The organism is Rhodanobacter sp. sgz306013, assembly GCF_057031145.1.
Window position 1 is genome coordinate 1 of record NZ_JBXCIJ010000005.1, and the last position, 17,589, is coordinate 17,589.

The 17,589-nt window shown below is 67.5% G+C and carries 14 protein-coding genes; 6 read left to right on the forward strand and 8 right to left on the reverse strand.

Features of this window, described 5'->3' with window-relative positions; all coding sequences use genetic code 11:
* The first annotated feature begins 393 nt into the window (after positions 1-393).
* Entirely contained in the window at positions 394-849 is a 456-nt protein-coding gene (locus AC2EWF_RS16375) for a DUF192 domain-containing protein (protein WP_483640457.1), read from the forward strand.
* Between the two features lie 231 nt (positions 850-1,080).
* Here the strand turns inward: AC2EWF_RS16375 and AC2EWF_RS16380 are convergent, their stop codons facing one another.
* Entirely contained in the window at positions 1,081-1,278 is a 198-nt protein-coding gene (locus AC2EWF_RS16380; protein WP_483640458.1) for a rubredoxin, read from the reverse strand.
* 112 nt (positions 1,279-1,390) lie between these two features.
* Between AC2EWF_RS16380 and thiE the strand changes: the two genes are divergently transcribed.
* Together thiE and hemL are read left to right on the forward strand one after the other, a co-directional pair.
* Positions 1,391-2,017, forward strand: a complete 627-nt coding sequence (gene thiE / locus AC2EWF_RS16385) for a thiamine phosphate synthase (protein ID WP_483640459.1) — start codon at positions 1,391-1,393, stop codon at positions 2,015-2,017.
* Between the two features lie 10 nt (positions 2,018-2,027).
* Positions 2,028-3,311 (forward strand): glutamate-1-semialdehyde 2,1-aminomutase, encoded by a 1,284-nt coding sequence (hemL, locus tag AC2EWF_RS16390; RefSeq protein WP_483640460.1) that lies wholly within the window; start codon positions 2,028-2,030, stop codon positions 3,309-3,311.
* 37 nt (positions 3,312-3,348) lie between these two features.
* On the opposite strand, the gene AC2EWF_RS16395 is transcribed toward hemL, so the two are convergent.
* The 5 genes from AC2EWF_RS16395 to AC2EWF_RS16415 all read right to left on the reverse strand — a co-directional run bounded on the left by AC2EWF_RS16395 (position 3,349) and on the right by AC2EWF_RS16415 (position 8,759).
* On the reverse strand, positions 3,349-3,768 hold the full coding sequence (locus AC2EWF_RS16395; RefSeq protein WP_483640461.1) for a VOC family protein: 420 nt from the start codon (positions 3,766-3,768) through the stop codon (positions 3,349-3,351).
* A 103-nt stretch (positions 3,769-3,871) separates the two neighbouring features.
* Positions 3,872-5,110: an acetylornithine/succinylornithine family transaminase gene (locus AC2EWF_RS16400; RefSeq protein WP_483640462.1), complete on the reverse strand. Its 1,239-nt coding sequence runs from the start codon at positions 5,108-5,110 to the stop codon at positions 3,872-3,874.
* Between the two features lie 176 nt (positions 5,111-5,286).
* Positions 5,287-6,630 (reverse strand): sigma-54 dependent transcriptional regulator, encoded by a 1,344-nt coding sequence (locus tag AC2EWF_RS16405; RefSeq protein WP_483640463.1) that lies wholly within the window; start codon positions 6,628-6,630, stop codon positions 5,287-5,289.
* Positions 6,631-6,877: 247 nt separating this feature from the next.
* On the reverse strand, positions 6,878-7,480 hold the full coding sequence (locus tag AC2EWF_RS16410) for an LON peptidase substrate-binding domain-containing protein (protein WP_483640464.1): 603 nt from the start codon (positions 7,478-7,480) through the stop codon (positions 6,878-6,880).
* A 460-nt stretch (positions 7,481-7,940) separates the two neighbouring features.
* Positions 7,941-8,759 (reverse strand): SDR family oxidoreductase, encoded by an 819-nt coding sequence (locus AC2EWF_RS16415; RefSeq protein WP_483640465.1) that lies wholly within the window; start codon positions 8,757-8,759, stop codon positions 7,941-7,943.
* Between the two features lie 416 nt (positions 8,760-9,175).
* Here AC2EWF_RS16415 and AC2EWF_RS16420 point away from each other — a divergent pair, with 416 nt between their 5' ends.
* Genes AC2EWF_RS16420 through AC2EWF_RS16430 form a run of 3 tightly spaced genes read left to right on the forward strand, consistent with a single transcriptional unit; the run spans position 9,176 to position 12,388 of the window.
* On the forward strand, positions 9,176-9,784 hold the full coding sequence (locus AC2EWF_RS16420) for an SGNH/GDSL hydrolase family protein (RefSeq protein ID WP_483640677.1): 609 nt from the start codon (positions 9,176-9,178) through the stop codon (positions 9,782-9,784).
* Positions 9,785-9,844: 60 nt separating this feature from the next.
* Positions 9,845-10,753, forward strand: a complete 909-nt coding sequence (grxD, locus tag AC2EWF_RS16425; RefSeq protein WP_483640466.1) for a Grx4 family monothiol glutaredoxin — start codon at positions 9,845-9,847, stop codon at positions 10,751-10,753.
* A 30-nt stretch (positions 10,754-10,783) separates the two neighbouring features.
* On the forward strand, positions 10,784-12,388 hold the full coding sequence (locus AC2EWF_RS16430) for a sulfotransferase family protein (RefSeq protein ID WP_483640467.1): 1,605 nt from the start codon (positions 10,784-10,786) through the stop codon (positions 12,386-12,388).
* Between the two features lie 127 nt (positions 12,389-12,515).
* Here AC2EWF_RS16430 and AC2EWF_RS16435 read toward each other — a convergent pair whose 3' ends face one another.
* Together AC2EWF_RS16435 and AC2EWF_RS16440 are read right to left on the reverse strand one after the other, a co-directional pair.
* Positions 12,516-15,665, reverse strand: coding sequence for a TonB-dependent receptor (locus AC2EWF_RS16435; protein ID WP_483640468.1), 3,150 nt, complete (start codon positions 15,663-15,665; stop codon positions 12,516-12,518).
* Positions 15,666-16,124: 459 nt separating this feature from the next.
* Positions 16,125-17,423, reverse strand: a complete 1,299-nt coding sequence (locus AC2EWF_RS16440) for a hypothetical protein (protein WP_483640469.1) — start codon at positions 17,421-17,423, stop codon at positions 16,125-16,127.
* Between the last annotated feature and the right edge of the window lie 166 nt (positions 17,424-17,589).

Consider the following 17,589-nt stretch of genomic DNA (forward strand, 5'->3'; position numbering starts at 1 on the left):
ACCCCAACCATTGAAACTCATTACTGACTTTCTTTGGGTGGGACGCTTGCATTGCTTGGACAGGTCAGCAACCCGCCAGCGCAAGGCGTCCACACAATTCACCTGTGCACACTGTCAAAGATCTCTTCACCGCGGATCTTTCCGCCAGGGGACATTTCGTCCCGGTGAGCCGCCCATTCTACATCGTCTTTCCGGTCCGTCAACAGTCGCAGAGGAAAATTTTCTGCGTCGCCTGGCTCGAAACCTTCGAAGCGGGGTGGCTCGTCGAAGGGGCGAGAATCATAGCGCCGCGCCGCGCGACTGGGAAGGGGCAGCACGCAGTTTTTTTGACGAAGCCACCCGCATGCGGCGCTCTACACTGCCCCGACCACAGCTCATTCGAGGCATCGCGTCATGCTGAGATTCCTGCTCACCGCCAGCTTGCTGGCATTCTGCGGCAACGTCTGCGCGCATCCGGCCGACGGCGCCCCCGTCACCGTGACCCTGCGCGGGCACCACTATTCGGTGGAACTCGCCACCAATGAAGCCGCACGCGAACGTGGCCTGATGATGCGAAGCTCGCTGGCGCCAGACCATGGCATGCTCTTCGTGTTTCCCGACTTGGCTCCGCGCGGCTTCTGGATGAAGAACACGCTGATCCCGCTCGACATCCTGTACTTCGATTCCGGGCGCAGGCTGGTATCGGCGCAGGTGGACGTGCCTCCGTGCAAGGCCGATCCTTGCCCGATCTACCCCAGCGCAGGGCCTGCGCGTTACGTGCTCGAGCTGTCGGCAGGCATGGTCAGACGGATCGGCGTGCGCGACGGTGACGTGCTTGCCATCGACGGCAAGCTGGGCTCCGTCGACTGAGCTTCGCCGGCCGGCGAAGCGAGCGCCAGGCCGACGCGGTAGGGGATCAACGCTTCCGGATGGATCGCGTCGAGCATGTCCCAGTCGTCCTCGAAGGGAATGAACTGCTGCATGGTGATGCTTCCACGTGACGCGCATGGCTCGCGCGTGGAAGCATCACACCGGATCGGCGGGCCCGTTCGCAGGCGGAAACATGGCGAAAACGGACCGGGCGCGGGCAGGTATCGGCGGTCAGTCGACCTCGATCATCTCGAAGTCGCTCTTGGTGGCGCCGCAATCCGGGCAGGTCCAGGTCTCCGGCACGTCGTCCCAGCGCGTGCCCGGGTCGATACCCTCCTCCGGCACGCCCAGCGCCTCGTCATAAATGTAACCGCAGACCACGCACATCCATTTGCGCAGCGCGGTGGTTTCGGTGGAACTCTGGCTCATCGTCGGGCTTCTTCGTGCGAGGGCGAATAGTGCATTCTCGCAACTCGCCTGCCGTTGCGAAAGCACGCGGCGCCGACCATCGCCCCCTGCGCGCGCACCGAGACCACGCACCATGACCCATACCCGATTCCCGGCACGCGGCCTGTACGCGATCACCGACGGCCCGCGTGACGATCTTTCGGCGGTTGTCGCACAGGCGCTGGCCGGCGGCGCGCGGGTAATGCAGTACCGCGACAAGACCACCGATGCCGGGCGGCGACGTGCCGACGCCGCCGCGCTCAGGCAACTGTGCGACCTGCACGCCGTGCCGCTGATCATCAACGACGACGTCGCGCTGGCCGTCGCGGTGGGCGCCGCCGGCGTGCATCTGGGTCGCGACGATGACGACGTGGCTGCCGCCCGCGCCGCGCTGGGGGCCGGCGCGATCGTGGGGGTGTCGTGTTACGACTCGCTCCAGCGCGCCCGCGACGCAGCGGCGGCCGGCGCCGACTACGTGGCGTTCGGCGCATTCTTCCCCTCGCCGACCAAGCCACATGCGGCGCGGGCATCGCTCGACCTGCTGCGGCAGAGCGCCACGCTTGGCCCGCCGCGGGTGGCGATCGGCGGCATCACGCCGGACAATGCCCTTTCCCTGGTCGAAGCCGGGGCGGATTTCCTCGCCGTGATCTCCGCGGTGTTCGGCGCGCCCGACGTGCGCGCCGCCGCGCAGCGCTTCGCCCGCCTCTACCCCGCCGATTGAGAAAGCATCGATGAGCACCAACCACGAATTGTTCCAGCGCGCCAGGCGACTCCTTCCCGGCGGTGTGAACTCGCCAGTGCGCGCCTTCAAGTCGGTGGGCGGCGAACCGTTCTTCACCGCACGCGCGGATGGCGCCTGCCTGTGGGACGTGGAAGGCAGGCGCTACATCGACTACGTGGGTTCGTGGGGGCCGATGATCGTGGGTCACAACCATCCCGCCGTGCGCGAAGCGGTGGTGCGCGCGGTGCAGGACGGCCTCTCCTTCGGCACACCCTGCCCGGCCGAAGTGACCATGGCCGAGACCATCGCGAAACTGGTGCCGTCGGTGGAGATGGTGCGCATGGTGAACTCCGGCACCGAGGCCACCATGTCGGCAATCCGCCTCGCCCGCGGCGCCACCGGCCGCGCGAAGATCGTGAAGTTCGAAGGCTGCTACCACGGCCACGGCGACAGCTTCCTGGTGAAGGCCGGCTCCGGCGCGCTCACCTTCGGCGTACCCACCTCGCCGGGCGTACCCAAGGCGAGCGCCGACCTCACCCTCACCCTCCCCTACAACGACCTCGATGCCGCCAAGGCGCTGTTCGCCGAACAAGGCGGCGAGATCGCCTGCCTGATCATCGAGCCGGTCGCCGGCAACATGAACTGCATCCCGCCGGTGGACGGTTATCTGCAGGGTCTGCGCGAACTGTGCACGCGGCACGGCGCGCTGCTGGTCTTCGACGAGGTGATGACCGGCTTCCGCGTGGCACTGGGCGGCGCGCAGGCGTACTACGGGGTGACTCCCGACCTCAGCACCTTCGGCAAGATCATCGGCGGCGGCATGCCGGTGGGCGCGTATGGCGGCCGCCGCGACCTGATGGAGCAGGTCGCCCCGGCCGGCCCGATCTACCAGGCCGGCACGCTCAGCGGCAATCCGGTGGCGATGGCGGCGGGCCTGGCGATGCTGGAGCTGATCCAGGCGCCGGGTTTCCACGAGACGCTCGCCGCACGCACGCGCCTGCTCTGCGACGGCCTGCAATCGGTGGCTGACGGGGCCGGCGTACCGTTCAGCACCAACCGGGTGGGCGGCATGTTCGGCCTGTTCTTCACCGCCGAAAAGGTGGAGCGCCACGCACAGGCCACAGCGGCGGATACCGCGCTGTTCAACCGCTTCTTCCACGGCATGCTGAAGCGCGGCGTGTACCTCGCACCCAGTGCGTTCGAGGCAGGCTTCCTGTCCAGTGCGCATTCGGACCAGGACATCGCCGATACCTTGCAGGCCGCGCGCGAGGCACTGCAGGCGGCGAAGGCCTGAGACAAGCGCCGCCCACCCATGGGCGGCGCAGCACGATTCACCACACGCCAGTGTTCGGCATCGAGACCCACGGCTCGGCCGGCGGCAGGTGGCCGTCCTGCAGCAGTTCCACCGAGACCAGGTCGGGCGAACGCACGAAGGCCATGTGGCCGTCGCGTGGCGGACGGTTGATGGTGTAGCCCATGTCCATGAGGCGCTGGCAGGTGGCGTAGATGTCCTCCACGCGGAACGCGAGGTGGCCGAAGTTGCGCGCGCTGCCGTAGTCTTCGGTCGAGCCCCAGTTGTACGTCAGCTCGACCTCGGCTTCGGGGCTGTCCGGCGCGGCAAGGAAGACCAGGGTGAACTTGCCCTGTTCATTCTCCATGCGGCGCATTTCCTTCAGGCCCAGGCCTTCGCAATAGAAGCGCAGCGAGGCGTCGATGTCGCGCACGCGCACCATGGTGTGCAGGTATTTCATGGGGTTCACCCGAAGTTGGTCGATGGGGAACGACCGATGATAACAACCGTGGCGCAACCCGGCCGCGCCGATGCGCCCACTCAGGGTGGGCGACCGGCGCCGCTCACGTCGCGACGAAGGCGAGCAAGGCGGCGCGCAGCCGCTCGAGGCCTGCGGCCAGCTCCTCGGCGGTGATCGTCAACGGCGGCAGGAAGCGCAGCACGTCGGGGCCGGCCTGCAGCAGCAGCAAGCCGTGGGCGGCAGCATGGTCGAGGATCGCGCCGGCCTTGCCCCGATGCGCCTCGGCCAGCACTGCGCCGATCATCAGGCCGCGACCGCGCACCTCGTCGAACAGGTGCAGCTCCGCATCGATCGCCGCCAGCCCTTCGCGCAACGCCTGCGCCTGCGCCGCCACGTTCGCCAGCAGTTCGGGCGAGCCCAGCTTGCGCAATGCCGTACGCGCCACCGCGGCGGCCATCGGGTTGCCGCCGAAGGTGGTGCCGTGGGCTCCGTATTGCATCACCTCGGCGACTTCAGGTCCGGCCAGCATCGCGCCAATCGGGAAACCGCAGCCCAGCGCCTTGGCGAGCGTCACGATGTCGGGCCGCACGCCATCCTGCACATGGGCGAACAAGGTGCCGGTACGGCCCATGCCGCACTGGATCTCGTCCAGCACCAGCAAGGCGCCATGCGCGTCGCACAGCTCGCGTACGCGCTTGAGGAATCCTGGCGCGGCCGGCAGCACGCCGCCCTCGCCCTGCACCGGCTCCAGCATGACCGCGGCAATGTCGCCGGCGCCCAACGCCACTTCCAGAGCCGCGGCATCGTTGAATTCGAGGTACCGAAAGCCTTCCGGCAGCGGCTCGTAGCCGGCCTGGTATTTCGGCTGCGCGGTGGCGGTGACGGTGGCGAGGGTACGGCCGTGGAACGAGCCCTTGAAGGTGGCGATGACGCGCCGTTCCGGCGGGCGCCCCTGCGCGGCGGCCCACTTGCGCACCAGCTTGATCGCCGCCTCGTTCGCCTCGGCGCCGGAGTTGCACAGGAACACGCGCTCGGCGAAGCCGCTGGCGTTCACCAACTCCTCGGCGAGGCGCAGCGGTGGCTCGGTGTAGAACACGTTGCTGGCGTGCCACAGCTTGTGCGCCTGCGCGGTGAGCGCGGCGAGCAGGTCGGGATCCTGGTGGCCCAGCGCGTTCACTGCGATGCCGGCGCCGAAATCCACGTAGTCGCGTCCCTCGGTGTCCCACACCCGCGCGCCCTTGCCACGGTCCAGCACCAGGTCGCGCGGCTTGTAGACCGGCAACCAGTAGCGCTGGCCGAGACCGAGCAGGGTTGAAGACAGGTTCGCGTCGTGTTGCGGCATGGGGCACTCCAGGTTGCGCCCCGGCCCTGTTCCCTTGTCCGCCCGGAGCGTCGCGAAACGTCCGCGATCGCAGGATCCGGCCCGATGATGCGCGTGAGGCCACGATTATCCCACGGACAGTCGCCGAATCCGTAGCCGACCGCGCACCGGATTTGCCGGAGACACACGGCAGCGCCCTATGGCGTGCGCAGTTCCAGCCGGTGCTTCTTGCACAGGCGGTATACGGTGACCCGGGATATCTGCAGGCGCCGTGCGCACTCGCTGATGTTGAACCGGCATTCTCGCAGGCAGGCGGCGATGGTCTCGCGCTCGGCCGAGGCGCGGGAGACACCGAGGCTGGCGGCAGCCGGCTCGCCCAGTTCAGTCGCACCGGCCGGCAGGGCAAGGTCGGCGGCGCTGATCAGCGCGCCTTCCGCCAGCACCGCGGCGCGCTGCACCCGGTTGCGCAGTTCGCGCACGTTGCCCGGCCATGCATACTGGTGCATCGCCTTCAAGGCCGCGCCGTCGAAATCGCGGGCGGCGCAGGCCTGCCTCTCGCGGAAGCGTTCGAGGTAATGCCGCGCCAGCAGGTCCACGTCGTCGCCGCGCTCGCGCAGCGGCGGTACCTGCAGCCGCAGCACGTTGAGCCGGTAGTACAAGTCCTCGCGAAAGCGCCCCGCCGCCACGGCGTGCTCCAGATCCAGATGAGTGGCGGCCATCACGCGCACGTCGACTTTGATCGGCCGGCTGCTGCCCAGGCGCTGCAGCACGCCTTCCTGCAGGAAGCGCAGCAGGTTGGTCTGCGCATCCAGCGGCAGGTCGCCGACCTCGTCCAGCAGGATGGTGCCACCCGCCGCACTCTCGATGTGTCCGATCCGCCGCGTGGTGGCGTCGGTGAACGCGCCGCGCTCATGGCCGAACAGTTCGGATTGCACCAAGTTGAGTGGCAGCGCGCCGCAATTGATTGCTACGAACGGCTGCATGGCACGGGGAGAGAGCCGATGCAGCACGCGGGCGGCCACTTCCTTGCCGACGCCGGTCTCGCCGGTGATCAGCACCGGCAAGTCGATCGGCGCGTATTTGCGCAGGCTGGCCGTGACCGTCGCCAGCGCGGTGCTGCGCCCCACCAGCTCGGGGATTTCCCCTGCCGCCTCGGTCGTATGCGGCGGCTCCGCGCCGGCACGCGCCAACGCCACGAGCAGGCGCGGCAGATCAAGCGGCGCGCTGAAGAAATCGCGGCAACCCTGCAGGATGCGTTTGACCTGCGGATGCCGCGCCTGCGTGTCGAACGAGATCAGGGCGATCCATGGTAGCGCGGGGTGCGCCGTCATCAGGCGCCGCATCGCATGCAGGGCGCGCGCGTCGCATTGGCGCAAGTCCGCCAGCGCCACCACGTTGCCGCCTTCGCGCACTCCGGCGCCAGCGTCCACCCCGGCCACCCGAAGATGCCATCCGGCCCCGGCCAGTCCCTTGCGCTCGCGGTCATCCGGCTGGCCGAACCAGATCACGCACCCCTGCGGCTTCGCGCCCGTGGCGTCCATACTCCCTCCCCCGGATCTGGTCGCCACGTGCCGCTCCCCCTGTGGCGACACCCGTGTAGCGGATCCATGCCGGCATGTGATTCGGCGCGAATTGTAATCCCGCCCGGACGGCGCGGATATGACAGCGACGCGCGTATCCGTCCTCGTTGTCGACGGGCATGGGTCTTCCGCGCGGCGCATCGAAAGATCTTTCGATAACGCCCATCGGCATGCGCCCGTCCCCGCCCGGCTGCGCGCGCGGAAGGCGTCAGGCCTTCTGGAAACGCGGCAGGATGTCGCGCAACTCGGCCAGGCGCTGCAGCGGATCGGTCAGCTCCAGCAGGCGCTGGCGTTCGTCGCCGCCCAGCGGCAGCAGTTCGGCGAGACGAAAGCCCAGCCAGCGCGCGTCGTCGTAGCGCTCGCGCGGCGCCTGCCTCCACTGCGGCGCCATCACTTCGACCAGGCGCTCGGCGATCGTCTGCAACAAGGCAAGCTCGACCGGCACCGGTGCATACGCCTCCTCCGGCCACCACTCCACCTCGCCGCGCAACTGGCCGTCCGCACGCACCCGCGTGCGCCGCACCCGGAAACGTTGGCCGCCCTCGGCCACGATGCCGAGAAGTCCGTCGGCGCCGTAGTGGAAATCCACGATGCGCGCCAGCGTGCCCACCGCCGCCGGCAGGGCCGGCTCGCCGGTCTCGCGTCCCTCCAGGATCAGGCAGACGCCGAAGCCGCGGCCGTCACGCGTGCACTCGCGCACCAGATCCAGGTAGCGCGGCTCGAAAATGCGAAGTTCCAGCCGCCCGCCCGGGTACAGCACGGTGGACAGCGGAAACAGCGGCAGCTCGGCGCGGGAAGAACGTCCAGCCATGCGGGCAGTGTAACGGTCGGTTGCCGCAGCCCATCGGATACTGCTCGGCCTCGGCCAGCACTTCCCTAGATCCCGCTTCGCCGGGGGCGGCATGCCGGGGTCAACCGGAGCCCCCGCGCAGCCTGGTGCTGTTCGGCGCGGGGCTGGCGCGCGCCTGCGGTGGCCGCTTGGTGCCGCGGCATGGCTGGGCAATGCGGACGGCAAGCACCCGGTGCGCGGCACCCCGCGCCACTGCGCACTACGCGGATGACCGACGACCCGCGCCGCGGGGTGGCCGACCGCGACTGCCGCGTGCACGACATGACCGACCTCCACATCGCCGGAGGCCCGGCGCCCCAACCTATGGCAGGGCTTTCCCCACCTTCACCATCGTGTCGCCGGGCCTGTGCCAAGTCGACCAGCTGCGGGCGCTCTGCGCACGTTGACGCCGGACCAGTCGAGGAGGATCAGCCGAGGAGGGTCAGTCGAGGAACAGGTCGGGCAGCAGCGGCTGGCCCGGCTGCACCGCGTAGCGGTCGAAATCGTGCTCGCCGGCCTCGCGCAGCACATCCTCGTCGATCGCGAAACGGCCGCTGCATTCCCGCGCCGGGCGCAGCAGCATGGCGTGCGCCGCATCGGCCACGATCTCCGGCCGGCGACACTGCTCGGCACGCACGCCGGCGATCATGCCAATCGCCGCGGTGGCGATCACCGTGCGCGGCCACAGCGCGTTCACCGCGATGCCCAGCGGCGCGAACTCCGCGCTCATGCCCAGCACGCACAGGCTCATGCCCATCTTCGCGATGGTGTAGGCGGTGTGCGGCGCAAACCATTTCGGATCGAGGCTGGGTGGCGGCGCCAGCATGAGCACGTGCGGATTCGCCGCCTGCTTCAGGTACGGCATGCAGCTCTGGGTCACGAGAAAGGTGCCGCGCGTGTTGACCTGGTGCATCAGGTCGTAGCGCTTCATCGGCGTGCCCTCCACCCCGGCCAGCCAGATCGCGCTGGCGTTGTTGACCACGACGTCGATGCCACCGAAATGTCCGGCGGCCTCAGCCGCGGCAGCGCGCACCTGCTCCTCGTCGCGGATGTCGCACTGCAACGCCAGCGCCTTGCCACCGGCCTGCTCGACCGCGGCGGCGGCCGTGTGGATGGTGCCGGGCAGCTTCGGATTCGGCACGCCGCTCTTCGCGACGATGGCGACGTTGGCACCGTCGCGCGCGGCACGCAGCGCAATCGCGAGGCCGATGCCGCGCGAGGCGCCGGTGATGAACAAGGTCTTGCCGCGGAGGGTGGTCATGGGCTGGCGCCGGGAAGCGGGGGGAGCCAGAGTCAGTTTTCCGCGGCGGATGGTCAAGCCGGAAGATCAGGAAAGCCGCCCGTGGCCACCGCTGCGGGGGGCACGTGGCCGAAGGCGGAGCCGTGCCCCGTGCCGGCCACGCCACGCTCCGCCCTGCGTGTGGGGCACGGCGTGGCGCGAATACCTGCACCGGCCGCGCGGCCTCCACGCGGTGCTCCGATGCCCTTGGGGACCCGATGGCGTGAAAGCCCTGCATGGCGCGACGTGGGCCTTGCCGTGGCCCGTCACCGATCCGAGGCGGCGTGGGTAGGAGCCCGGCAGGCCCGGCCGCTACACTCCACCTGCACCCACACCCGGCCCTTCCCTCCCTCTTCATTTCCGATGGGACAAGGGCACCGAGACCCCGCATGTCCCTGATGAGCTACCTCGCCCTCGGCGATTCCTACACCATCGGCGAAGACGTGCCGGCGGAGGGCCGCTGGCCCGTGCAACTGGCCACCATGCTGCGTCGCGAAGGCATGCCGCTGGCTGCACCGACCATCCTGGCCACCACCGGCTGGACCACCGACGAACTGTCCGCCGCGATGGATGCGGCCGGCTTCGTGCCGCCCTGGGACCTGGTCAGTCTGCTGATCGGCGTCAACAACCAGTACCGCGGTCGCGACGTGACGGAATACCGCGGCGAATTCCGCCGCCTGCTGCAGCGCGCGATCGCGCTGGCCGGCGCGCGCGCGGAACGCGTGCTGGTGCTGTCGATCCCGGACTGGGGCGTCACCCCGTTCGCGCGCGGCAGCGGCCGCGACGTCGCGCACATTGCCGGCGCGCTGGACGCCTACAACGCCACCGCCCGCGAGGAAACCCGGGAGCTGGGTGCGCGCTGGGTGGACATCACGCCGATCTCGCGCCGCCACCCCGAACTGCTCGCCGACGACGGCCTGCACCCCTCGGCCGCGCAGTACGCACTGTGGACCGAAGCCGCGCTGCCCACCGTCCGCGCCATGCTCGCCGCACCGCCCGCGGCTTGAAGCCGGCCGGCGGTGCCGGCATATCGGCAGTATCATTGCGTGTCCCCTCCGGAGTTCTCCATGTCCCTCGACGCCACCACCCGCGAACGCATCGAATCCCTACTCAAGAGCCATCGCGTGGTGCTGTTCATGAAGGGCCACCGCTTCCAGCCCGCCTGCGGCTTCTCCGCCGCCGCCACCAACACGCTCAACGAACTGCTGCCGGACTACCACACGGTGAACGTGCTGGAGGACCCGGAAATCCGCGAAGGCATCAAGGCCTATGGCGACTGGCCCACCATCCCGCAGCTCTACGTAGAAGGCGAGCTGGTCGGCGGCGCCGACATCATCCGGCAGATGTACGGCAGCGGCGAACTGCACGCGCTGTTCGGCCTGGCCGCACCGGACCGCACCCCGCCGGAGATCACCATCACCGACGCCGCCGCCAAGGCCATCCGTGAGGGCACCGCGAACGCGCAGGGCCTGGCGCTGCACCTGGAGATCGGCCCCGACCACAGCGCCGGCTTCCAGCTCGCCCCGGCCGGCGAGCACGACATCGTCGCCCGCGCCAACGGCCTCGACGTGCACTTCGACCCGGCCAGCGCGCAGCGCGCCAAGGGCATCGTGATCGACTGGGTCTCCACCGTGCAGGGCGAGGGCCTGAGCCTGAAATTCCCAGGCGCGCAGGAAGTGAAGTCGATGGACGTGCAGGAGCTGCAGCAGCGCCTTGCCGCCGGCAGCATCACCCTGGTCGACGTGCGTCCCGCCGCCGCCCGCGCCCAGCTGCCCGCACTGCCGCAGGCGCGCATCCTCGAGGACGAAGGCTACGAGGCGCTCGCCGCCCTGCCCAGGGACACCGAACTCGCCTTCATCTGCCAGCGCGGCATCTCCAGCCAGGGCGTCGCCGAACGCTTCGCCGCGCACGGCTTCACCAACGTGCACAACGTCGAAGGCGGCATGCAGGCGTGGACCGCCGCTGGCGTTGCCTGACCGCATCCCGCCAGCAGAGATCCCTGCACCATGTCCAGCAACCGACCTTCGCCGACCCCAGGCAACGTGGCCGCCCTGTCGCCGACCGCCACGCGCCTGCTGGCCGAAGCCAGTCGTGCCTTGGGGGAGAACCGGCCCGACGATGCCGAGCGGGCACTGACCAGCGTACTGGCACTGGCTCCCGGCCACGCCGAGGCCTACCGCATGCTGGGCATCGCCTCCCAGATGAGCGGGGAGCCCGCCAAGGCGGTCGACTACCTACGCGAAGCGCTCGCGCGCGAGCCCGACAGCGCCGTGCTGCACACCAACCTGGGCACCGCCTTGTACGAATGCGGCCAGTTTGACGCCGCGCTGGCGGCGCTGCAGCGGGCCTGCGAGCTGGCGCCGCGAATGGCGACCTCCTGGTACAACCTGGGCAAGGCGCTGAAGCTGCAATTCCGCGCTGCGGACGCTTGCCAGGTGTTGCAACTGGCACTGCGCCTCGACCCCGCGCACACCCGGTCGCGCATTACCCTGGCAGACGCTCAGGCGATCCTGGGCGACATCCCCGCCGCCGTGGCGAATTACCGCGAAGTGCTGCGCCGCGAACCGGCGGAGCCCAATGTATGGTTCGCCCTTGCCAATCTGAAGACGCTGTCGTTCGACGATCGGGATCTCGCCCAGTTGCAACGGGCGTTCCACCAGCCGGGGGCGACGGCGGACGCACGGGTGCGGATCGGCTTCGCCCTGGCCAAGGCCTGCGAAGACCATCGCGATTACGCAGCGGCCTATGCGGTCCTGGTCGAAGCCAATGCGCTGAAGCGCCGTGAGGTGGACTGGAATGCCCAGGCTGAGCGCAACCGGGTCGAACAGATCATGCAGGCGTTCACCGGCCCCACGACCGCTCCACTCGACGCGAGCCTGGGCCAGGAGGCGATCTTCATCGTCAGCCTGCCGCGCACCGGCTCCACCCTGGTCGAGCAGATCCTCGCCTCGCATCCGCAAGTGGAAGGCGCCAACGAAATCACCGATCTGCCCCAGGTCATCGAAGGCGAGTCGAAGCGGCGCGGCAAGCCGTTTCCGTACTGGGTCGCCGAGGCCACCGCCGCGGACTGGGCACGGCTGGGGCGCGACTACCTGGCCCGCACCGCCCGCTGGCGACAGACACGTCCACGCTTCACCGACAAGAACCTGGTCAGCTGGCAGTACCTCGGCGCGATCCGCGCCATGCTGCCTGGCGCACGCATCGTCCACTGCCATCGCGATCCGCTCGAAACCTGCTTCGCCTGCTACCGCCAGCTGTTCGGTAACGGCGCCCACTTCAGCTATGACCTCGACGACATGGTGATGCACCATCAGGACTACCAGCGCCTGATGAACCACTGGCAGGCCCGCTACCCGCAACACCTGCTGGACTTCCCGCACGAGGCCTTGCTGGCCGATCCGGAGGCGCGCATCCGCCGCCTGCTGGACTTCTGTGGCCTCGACTTCGACCCTGACTGCCTGCATCCGCACCAGACCGCCCGTGCCGTGCACAGCACCGCCAGTGCGGCCCAGGTGCGTCAGCCGCTCAAGGCCGGCCCCGGCTACCGCGAACGCTACGGCGAACTGCTGCGTCCGCTGCACGAGCGCCTGGCAAGCGGCCCCGGCGGCTGAAGCAACCTCCGAGCATCCAGCCTATGCAAAAGGCCGCCGGTTTCCCGGCGGCCTTTCTTGTTGCTGTTGCCTTGTTCGTTCGCCCGCCTGCGCCGGGATGTGCTCCGGCGCAGGCAGCGATCAAGCCTTACCAGTCGTAGGTGACGCCCAGGGTCATGTAGCGCGGCGTCTCCGAGGCGTAGATCGTGTTGTAGGTCGAACGCGGGTTGGTCGTGCTGCCGTAGTTCGCCCGGTACTGCGTGGCCTTCTGCTCGTTGAACACGTTGTGCACCTGCAGCTGGAAGGCCAGCTTCTTGTCCGCCCATTCCGGACGGTACTCGACGCTGAGGTCCAGCGGGTGGATCCACGGCGTGTAGCCCGTGCTGCCGCCCGGTGCCGGCTGACCGCCGCACCAGTGGGTGTAGTCGCCGTAGCCCAGACCCGGGTTGGTCTGGTTCGGGCCGAAGAAGCCCAGGCAGTCCTTTGGCGTACCCGAGGCCACGGTGAGGATGCCGCTGGCGGTCCATTCCGGTGCGATCTGGTAGGTGCCGTAGGCCTTCAGCACGTGCTTGCGCGAGTTCGCCTGCACGCCGTTGGCGTACTGCATCAGCTGGCCGTAGTCCCACTGCGTGGTGGCCGACACCGAGTTGCCGCCCTGGCCGATGTTCGACTGCACCGGGCCATCCGTCGAGCCGTAGCTCTTGGAGAACACGTAGTCGATCTTGCCCTGCCACTTGCCGTCCCACGGATGCTCGAGGTAAGCCTCCAGTGCGTAGTACTTGCGCTTGGCCGCCGGGAAGCCGAACTGCGCCGGCGATACCGTGTAGTAGTTGTAGCCGCCGTTGTCGTTCTTCACCTGGAAACGGTTGGTGGAACCCGGGTTGATCAGCACGCTGGCCTGGATGTTGCCGCAATCCACGCCCGGCACGCCCGGGTTCTGCGCCAGCAGCTGCTCGCACTGGGTGGTGGTGTCGCCCACGTCGTCGACGATGCGGCCCAGCTTGCGTACGGTGCCCTGCACGCCGTACACCCACGCCGGGGTGATCTGCTGCTGCATGCCCAGCACGAACTCGTCCTGGTACTCGGCCTTGAGGTTGGTCGAGCGCACGGTGTTCGGGTCGAGCGGCTGGCCGTACTCGTTGTTGGCCGACACCGGCTGACCTGCGCTGGTGACATTGCCCTGGCCGGTACCGACGATCGGGGTCAGGTTCTGCGGGATGCCGTTCGCATCGATTCCGGAGTAGGTGTAGTAGGTGCGCGTGTACAGGGAGCCGGAGGCCTCACGAATCGCCACGCCGGAGGGCAGCGCCAGGTAGTAGCGGCCGGCGTTGCCGTAGACCTTGAGCGTGGAGTCGCCGAAGACGTCCCAGCTGAAGCCCAGGCGCGGCGCCCACTGCGGCTTGGTCAGGCGCACGTAGGGGACGCCGTCGGGGTTGTAGTTGGTGAACTGGTCATTGCGCAGGCCAAGGTTCAGCAGCAGGTTGGGCAGCACCTGCCAGTTGTCCTGGACGTACTGCGCACGCTGGCTCACCTTCACCGTGCTGTTGGTGACGAAGCGGTACTGGTCGACGTAGTAGCCCGACGCGCCATTCGGGTAGTTGGCGGTGGCGTCCACGAACGGCGCCGTGCCGACGACCGTGCCTGCGATCGGGGCGGTCGGGCTGGGAGCCTGGCCGTATTCCCACGCATAGCCCGGGCCGCTCATCGCACTGCCGGCGCCGATGTCCATGGTGGTCATGTTGTCGATACCGAACTTGACATCGTGCTGGCCCAGCTTCCAGTCCAGGTCGAGCCGCAGGTTGGTGGTGCTCGATTTGTGGCCGGGGTTGGGGATGTTGGTGTTGGTGTTGCTGTTGGTGATGCCGCCCGGGCTGCCGGCGGTGTAGGCAGGGTTCTGCGAGGACGCACCGAGGATGTTCGGCAGGCTAGGATCGAAGCCGGGGTAGGGAATGACCTCGGTGTAGTAGGTGCCCGTCATCTTGCCGTACATCGCCTCGAGCGTGAGGTTGTCGGTGATGTACGAGGTGTACTTGGCGATCCAGATGCCGAAGGCGTTCTTGGTGTGCTGGTCGTAGCTGCTGAAGCTACCCACCGAGTTGTGGGCGTAGTCGTTGCCCGGCGCGTTGTTGTAGTTGTAGATGGAGGCGGAGTAGGACTCCTGGTTCCTCACGCCGGTCAGCGACAAGGTGTTGTTGTCGTTGATGTTCCAATCCAGCTTGGCGTAGAACTTCGGCATGCTGTACTGGCGGTAGTACACATTGCTTGCGCCGACCGACTGGACCGAGGTGGTCTGCTGCTTGTCGGACTCCGCCGAAATGAAGAAGAACAACTTGTCCTTGATCAGCGGGCCGCTGACGTAGGCGTCGTAGATGTTTTCCCAGCTGGTGTTGCGATTGCGGAAGTCGTAGATGCTGCCCGGCGTGCGACCCGGCGTGGTCACCAGCGGGTTGTTGTAGTGGTAATTGATGTAGTTGCTGCGCAGAGCCATCGGCGCAAACTGCGCCTGGGCGCCGAAGTGCCAGTCGTTGGTGCCGCTCTTGCCGATCTGGCTGATCACGCCGCCGGCCGAACGGCCGTATTCCGCGCCGTAGCCGCTGGTCAGGGTTTCCTGCTGGGCGATCGAGCCGTACGGCAAGGTGATGCCGCCCGAGTTGCCCAGCGGGTCGGAGGTATTGAAGCCGTTGATGTAGTAGGCGTTCTCGGCCACCGAGGAGCCACCGAAGGACACCAGCGGTTCACCCGTGGGGCCACCGCCCAGTTCGGACGCGCCCGACACCGTACCCGGGGCCAGCAAGGCGATCGCCTCGCCGCTGCGCGCCAGCGGCAGGTGCTTGAGCTGCTCGGCAGTGATCACCGAGGCTTCGCGGGTCGAGGTCACGTCGATCGCCGGCAGGGCATTGCCCGTGACGGTCACGGTGGACAGGTTCTGCGCGTTCTTCGCGCTGGCACCGGCCTCGGTGAAGTTGACCGCCTGCGCACCCGACACCTTCGGCGTGATGTTGGCCTGCGACTGCACCACGTTGCCGTTCTGCAGCAGGTTCACGGTATAGGTGCCCACCGGCACCGTCACCGAGTAGTGGCCCGAGCTATCCACCGGCACCGTGCGGTTGAAACCGGCGCCGCCGATGACCTGCACGGTCTCGCCGGCCGCAACCGGCGCGGTGCCGAAGATCGTGCTGGTAGTGGCCTGCGCCAGTACCTGCCCGGACAGGCCGACACCGGCTGCAATGGCTACCGCCAGCGCGGTGCGACGCACCGTGGAACGACGCGCCTCATTGTTGACTTTGATGGCATTCATGAGATTGGAGAGCTCCCCAGCGAAAAAAGAGTTTTCAAATACAACCAGGCATGGCGATGACACGGCGCTTGTCTGACGACCACCATGCCGTAGGGCGCGGTAGTTGGAACAAGGAAACATGGAAAGTCAGGCAATGAGCCGAGCACATCTTCGGGAATTACCACCCCGCAACATCGCGGGGCAGTCCCTAGATTTGCCCTCGAGCAATTGGGCGAACACCGACATTAAACATCTCGCTAACGCAAAGTCAACAATTAGGAATTTGCGAGACAGTCTTTAGCATTCAATAGTTTGCGCAAGAAAAAACGATTATTGAGTAATCGCAATTCCTTGCATGCGCGCGGTCGGGCTGATTCACCCTTTTCCATGGGCGTGCACGTTATTGAGGGGTATGGAGGCCAGGCATGTTCATCCGCCATCCGGCGGATCGCGACATGCGCCGCAGCAATATTTTGCGAATCAGCGCTTCGCGATCCGGATGACCGTTTCGCTGAGGGTTTTGCCGGCCACGCCCCAGGCGCGCAAGCGGTACTCGCCCGGACGCAGGAACAGCTCGCTGGGCGCCGCTGACGAAGAGAGGAAGGTGTAGCGATCGGCGGGGATCGCATCGTCCGGTTCGTTGCGGTAGTGCGCCTCTACCACGCATGGCGTGACGCCACGGCAGAGCCCTGTATCGACCGGCCATGGCTGGCGCTCTCCGCCGAGTGACAGCCAGTCGGGTCGCGGCAGCCCGCTCATGGGCGGGAGTACCACACTGACGTCATAACGCCCCGGGTCTGAGCTCCAGATGCGACTGCCCCCTGGGAGCTGCAGTACGGAAGGCCCGCCGATGTCCAGCACATCGATGATCTGGTGATACGGACCCGTCCCCCGCGATGGCTCGACCTCGCGAAACTGAGTCTGGTCGACCGACAACGGATCGAGGCCGGTCAGCTTTCGCAGGCGCATGGCCATCGGCTCGATGCCCCCGAGGTGACCCTTGGCCTTGTCGATGTGCGCATAGCCGGCCGTGACGAATAGTCGGGCGTGCGGATCGCGGGCAAACACTTCGCGATCAAGGTTCTCGGCCTGCGCATCGTCGCGATCCGGCACCTGGCTGGCTGGATCGTAGGCCACGATGGTGTAACCGAGCCGGATGGCTTCCCGCAGAATGTCTCCATAGAGCGGTTCCCGGAGGTATTCAGTGCCGCTGCCCTCGACGGGGTAGCCCCGTCGCATGAGCTCATTCCCGTTTTCGGTCAGGGCTTCCGCGGCGAAATAGTTGTAACCGAGTGCCCGCAGACGAGGCAGCAAGGCAAGTATCAGCACGCGCGTGTGCGGATCGTCGTGCGCCTCGTTGACCAGAACGATGCGCCGTTTGACAGCCAGCTTGGCAACCGCATCCGCCGCATTGACCGCGATGACATTGCCGGCGCCATGCACCTCGGAAATGATGCCGTAGGCGGAGTTGTCGAGCGCTTGGCTGACCCACGGCAGGGGGCGACGCAACGCGATCCGGTCATCGAAAGGGAAATCGCGTATCGCCAGGTTGTACAACCCCAGGTCACAGTCCACGGTGGACAGCAGCTGGCGGGCAAAGGACTGGCTGGACGCAGACAGATCTGGCATGCGGGCGAGCAGGTACTGGCGTCGTGCCAAGTCATTGGCTTGCGCGCGGAACCGACTGAGCAGCTCATCCTCCGTCTGTGCATGGGCACAGGGGAGGTACCCCAGGGACATGATGCAGAAAAGAGCAAAAGCGACGATACGCGCTGCCATGGAGGGACTCACCTCTACTGCGTGGCTGGCAGCTTGACAGCCGGCGACTCGTCGGCACAAGCGCCAATTGTCTCGATTTGCCATCTTCCAAATACTCCCCATCGGCTTGCTTTCGACCACCGCGGCGACGCGCTTCCCGCCTTCGCCGGATCGGAGTTCCGGCAAT

Coding starts and splice junctions, on each gene's coding strand:
- AC2EWF_RS16430 (WP_483640467.1), top strand. CDS start 10,784: ATGTCCAGCAACCGACCTTCGCCGACCCCAGGCAACGTGGCCGCCCTG.
- grxD (WP_483640466.1), top strand. CDS start 9,845: ATGTCCCTCGACGCCACCACCCGCGAACGCATCGAATCCCTACTCAAG.
- thiE (WP_483640459.1), top strand. CDS start 1,391: ATGACCCATACCCGATTCCCGGCACGCGGCCTGTACGCGATCACCGAC.
- AC2EWF_RS16435 (WP_483640468.1), bottom strand. CDS start 15,665: ATGAATGCCATCAAAGTCAACAATGAGGCGCGTCGTTCCACGGTGCGT.
- AC2EWF_RS16395 (WP_483640461.1), bottom strand. CDS start 3,768: ATGAAATACCTGCACACCATGGTGCGCGTGCGCGACATCGACGCCTCG.
- AC2EWF_RS16415 (WP_483640465.1), bottom strand. CDS start 8,759: ATGACCACCCTCCGCGGCAAGACCTTGTTCATCACCGGCGCCTCGCGC.
- AC2EWF_RS16375 (WP_483640457.1), top strand. CDS start 394: ATGCTGAGATTCCTGCTCACCGCCAGCTTGCTGGCATTCTGCGGCAAC.
- AC2EWF_RS16400 (WP_483640462.1), bottom strand. CDS start 5,110: ATGCCGCAACACGACGCGAACCTGTCTTCAACCCTGCTCGGTCTCGGC.
- AC2EWF_RS16405 (WP_483640463.1), bottom strand. CDS start 6,630: ATGGACGCCACGGGCGCGAAGCCGCAGGGGTGCGTGATCTGGTTCGGC.
- AC2EWF_RS16420 (WP_483640677.1), top strand. CDS start 9,176: ATGAGCTACCTCGCCCTCGGCGATTCCTACACCATCGGCGAAGACGTG.
- AC2EWF_RS16380 (WP_483640458.1), bottom strand. CDS start 1,278: ATGAGCCAGAGTTCCACCGAAACCACCGCGCTGCGCAAATGGATGTGC.
- AC2EWF_RS16410 (WP_483640464.1), bottom strand. CDS start 7,480: ATGGCTGGACGTTCTTCCCGCGCCGAGCTGCCGCTGTTTCCGCTGTCC.
- hemL (WP_483640460.1), top strand. CDS start 2,028: ATGAGCACCAACCACGAATTGTTCCAGCGCGCCAGGCGACTCCTTCCC.
- AC2EWF_RS16440 (WP_483640469.1), bottom strand. CDS start 17,423: ATGGCAGCGCGTATCGTCGCTTTTGCTCTTTTCTGCATCATGTCCCTG.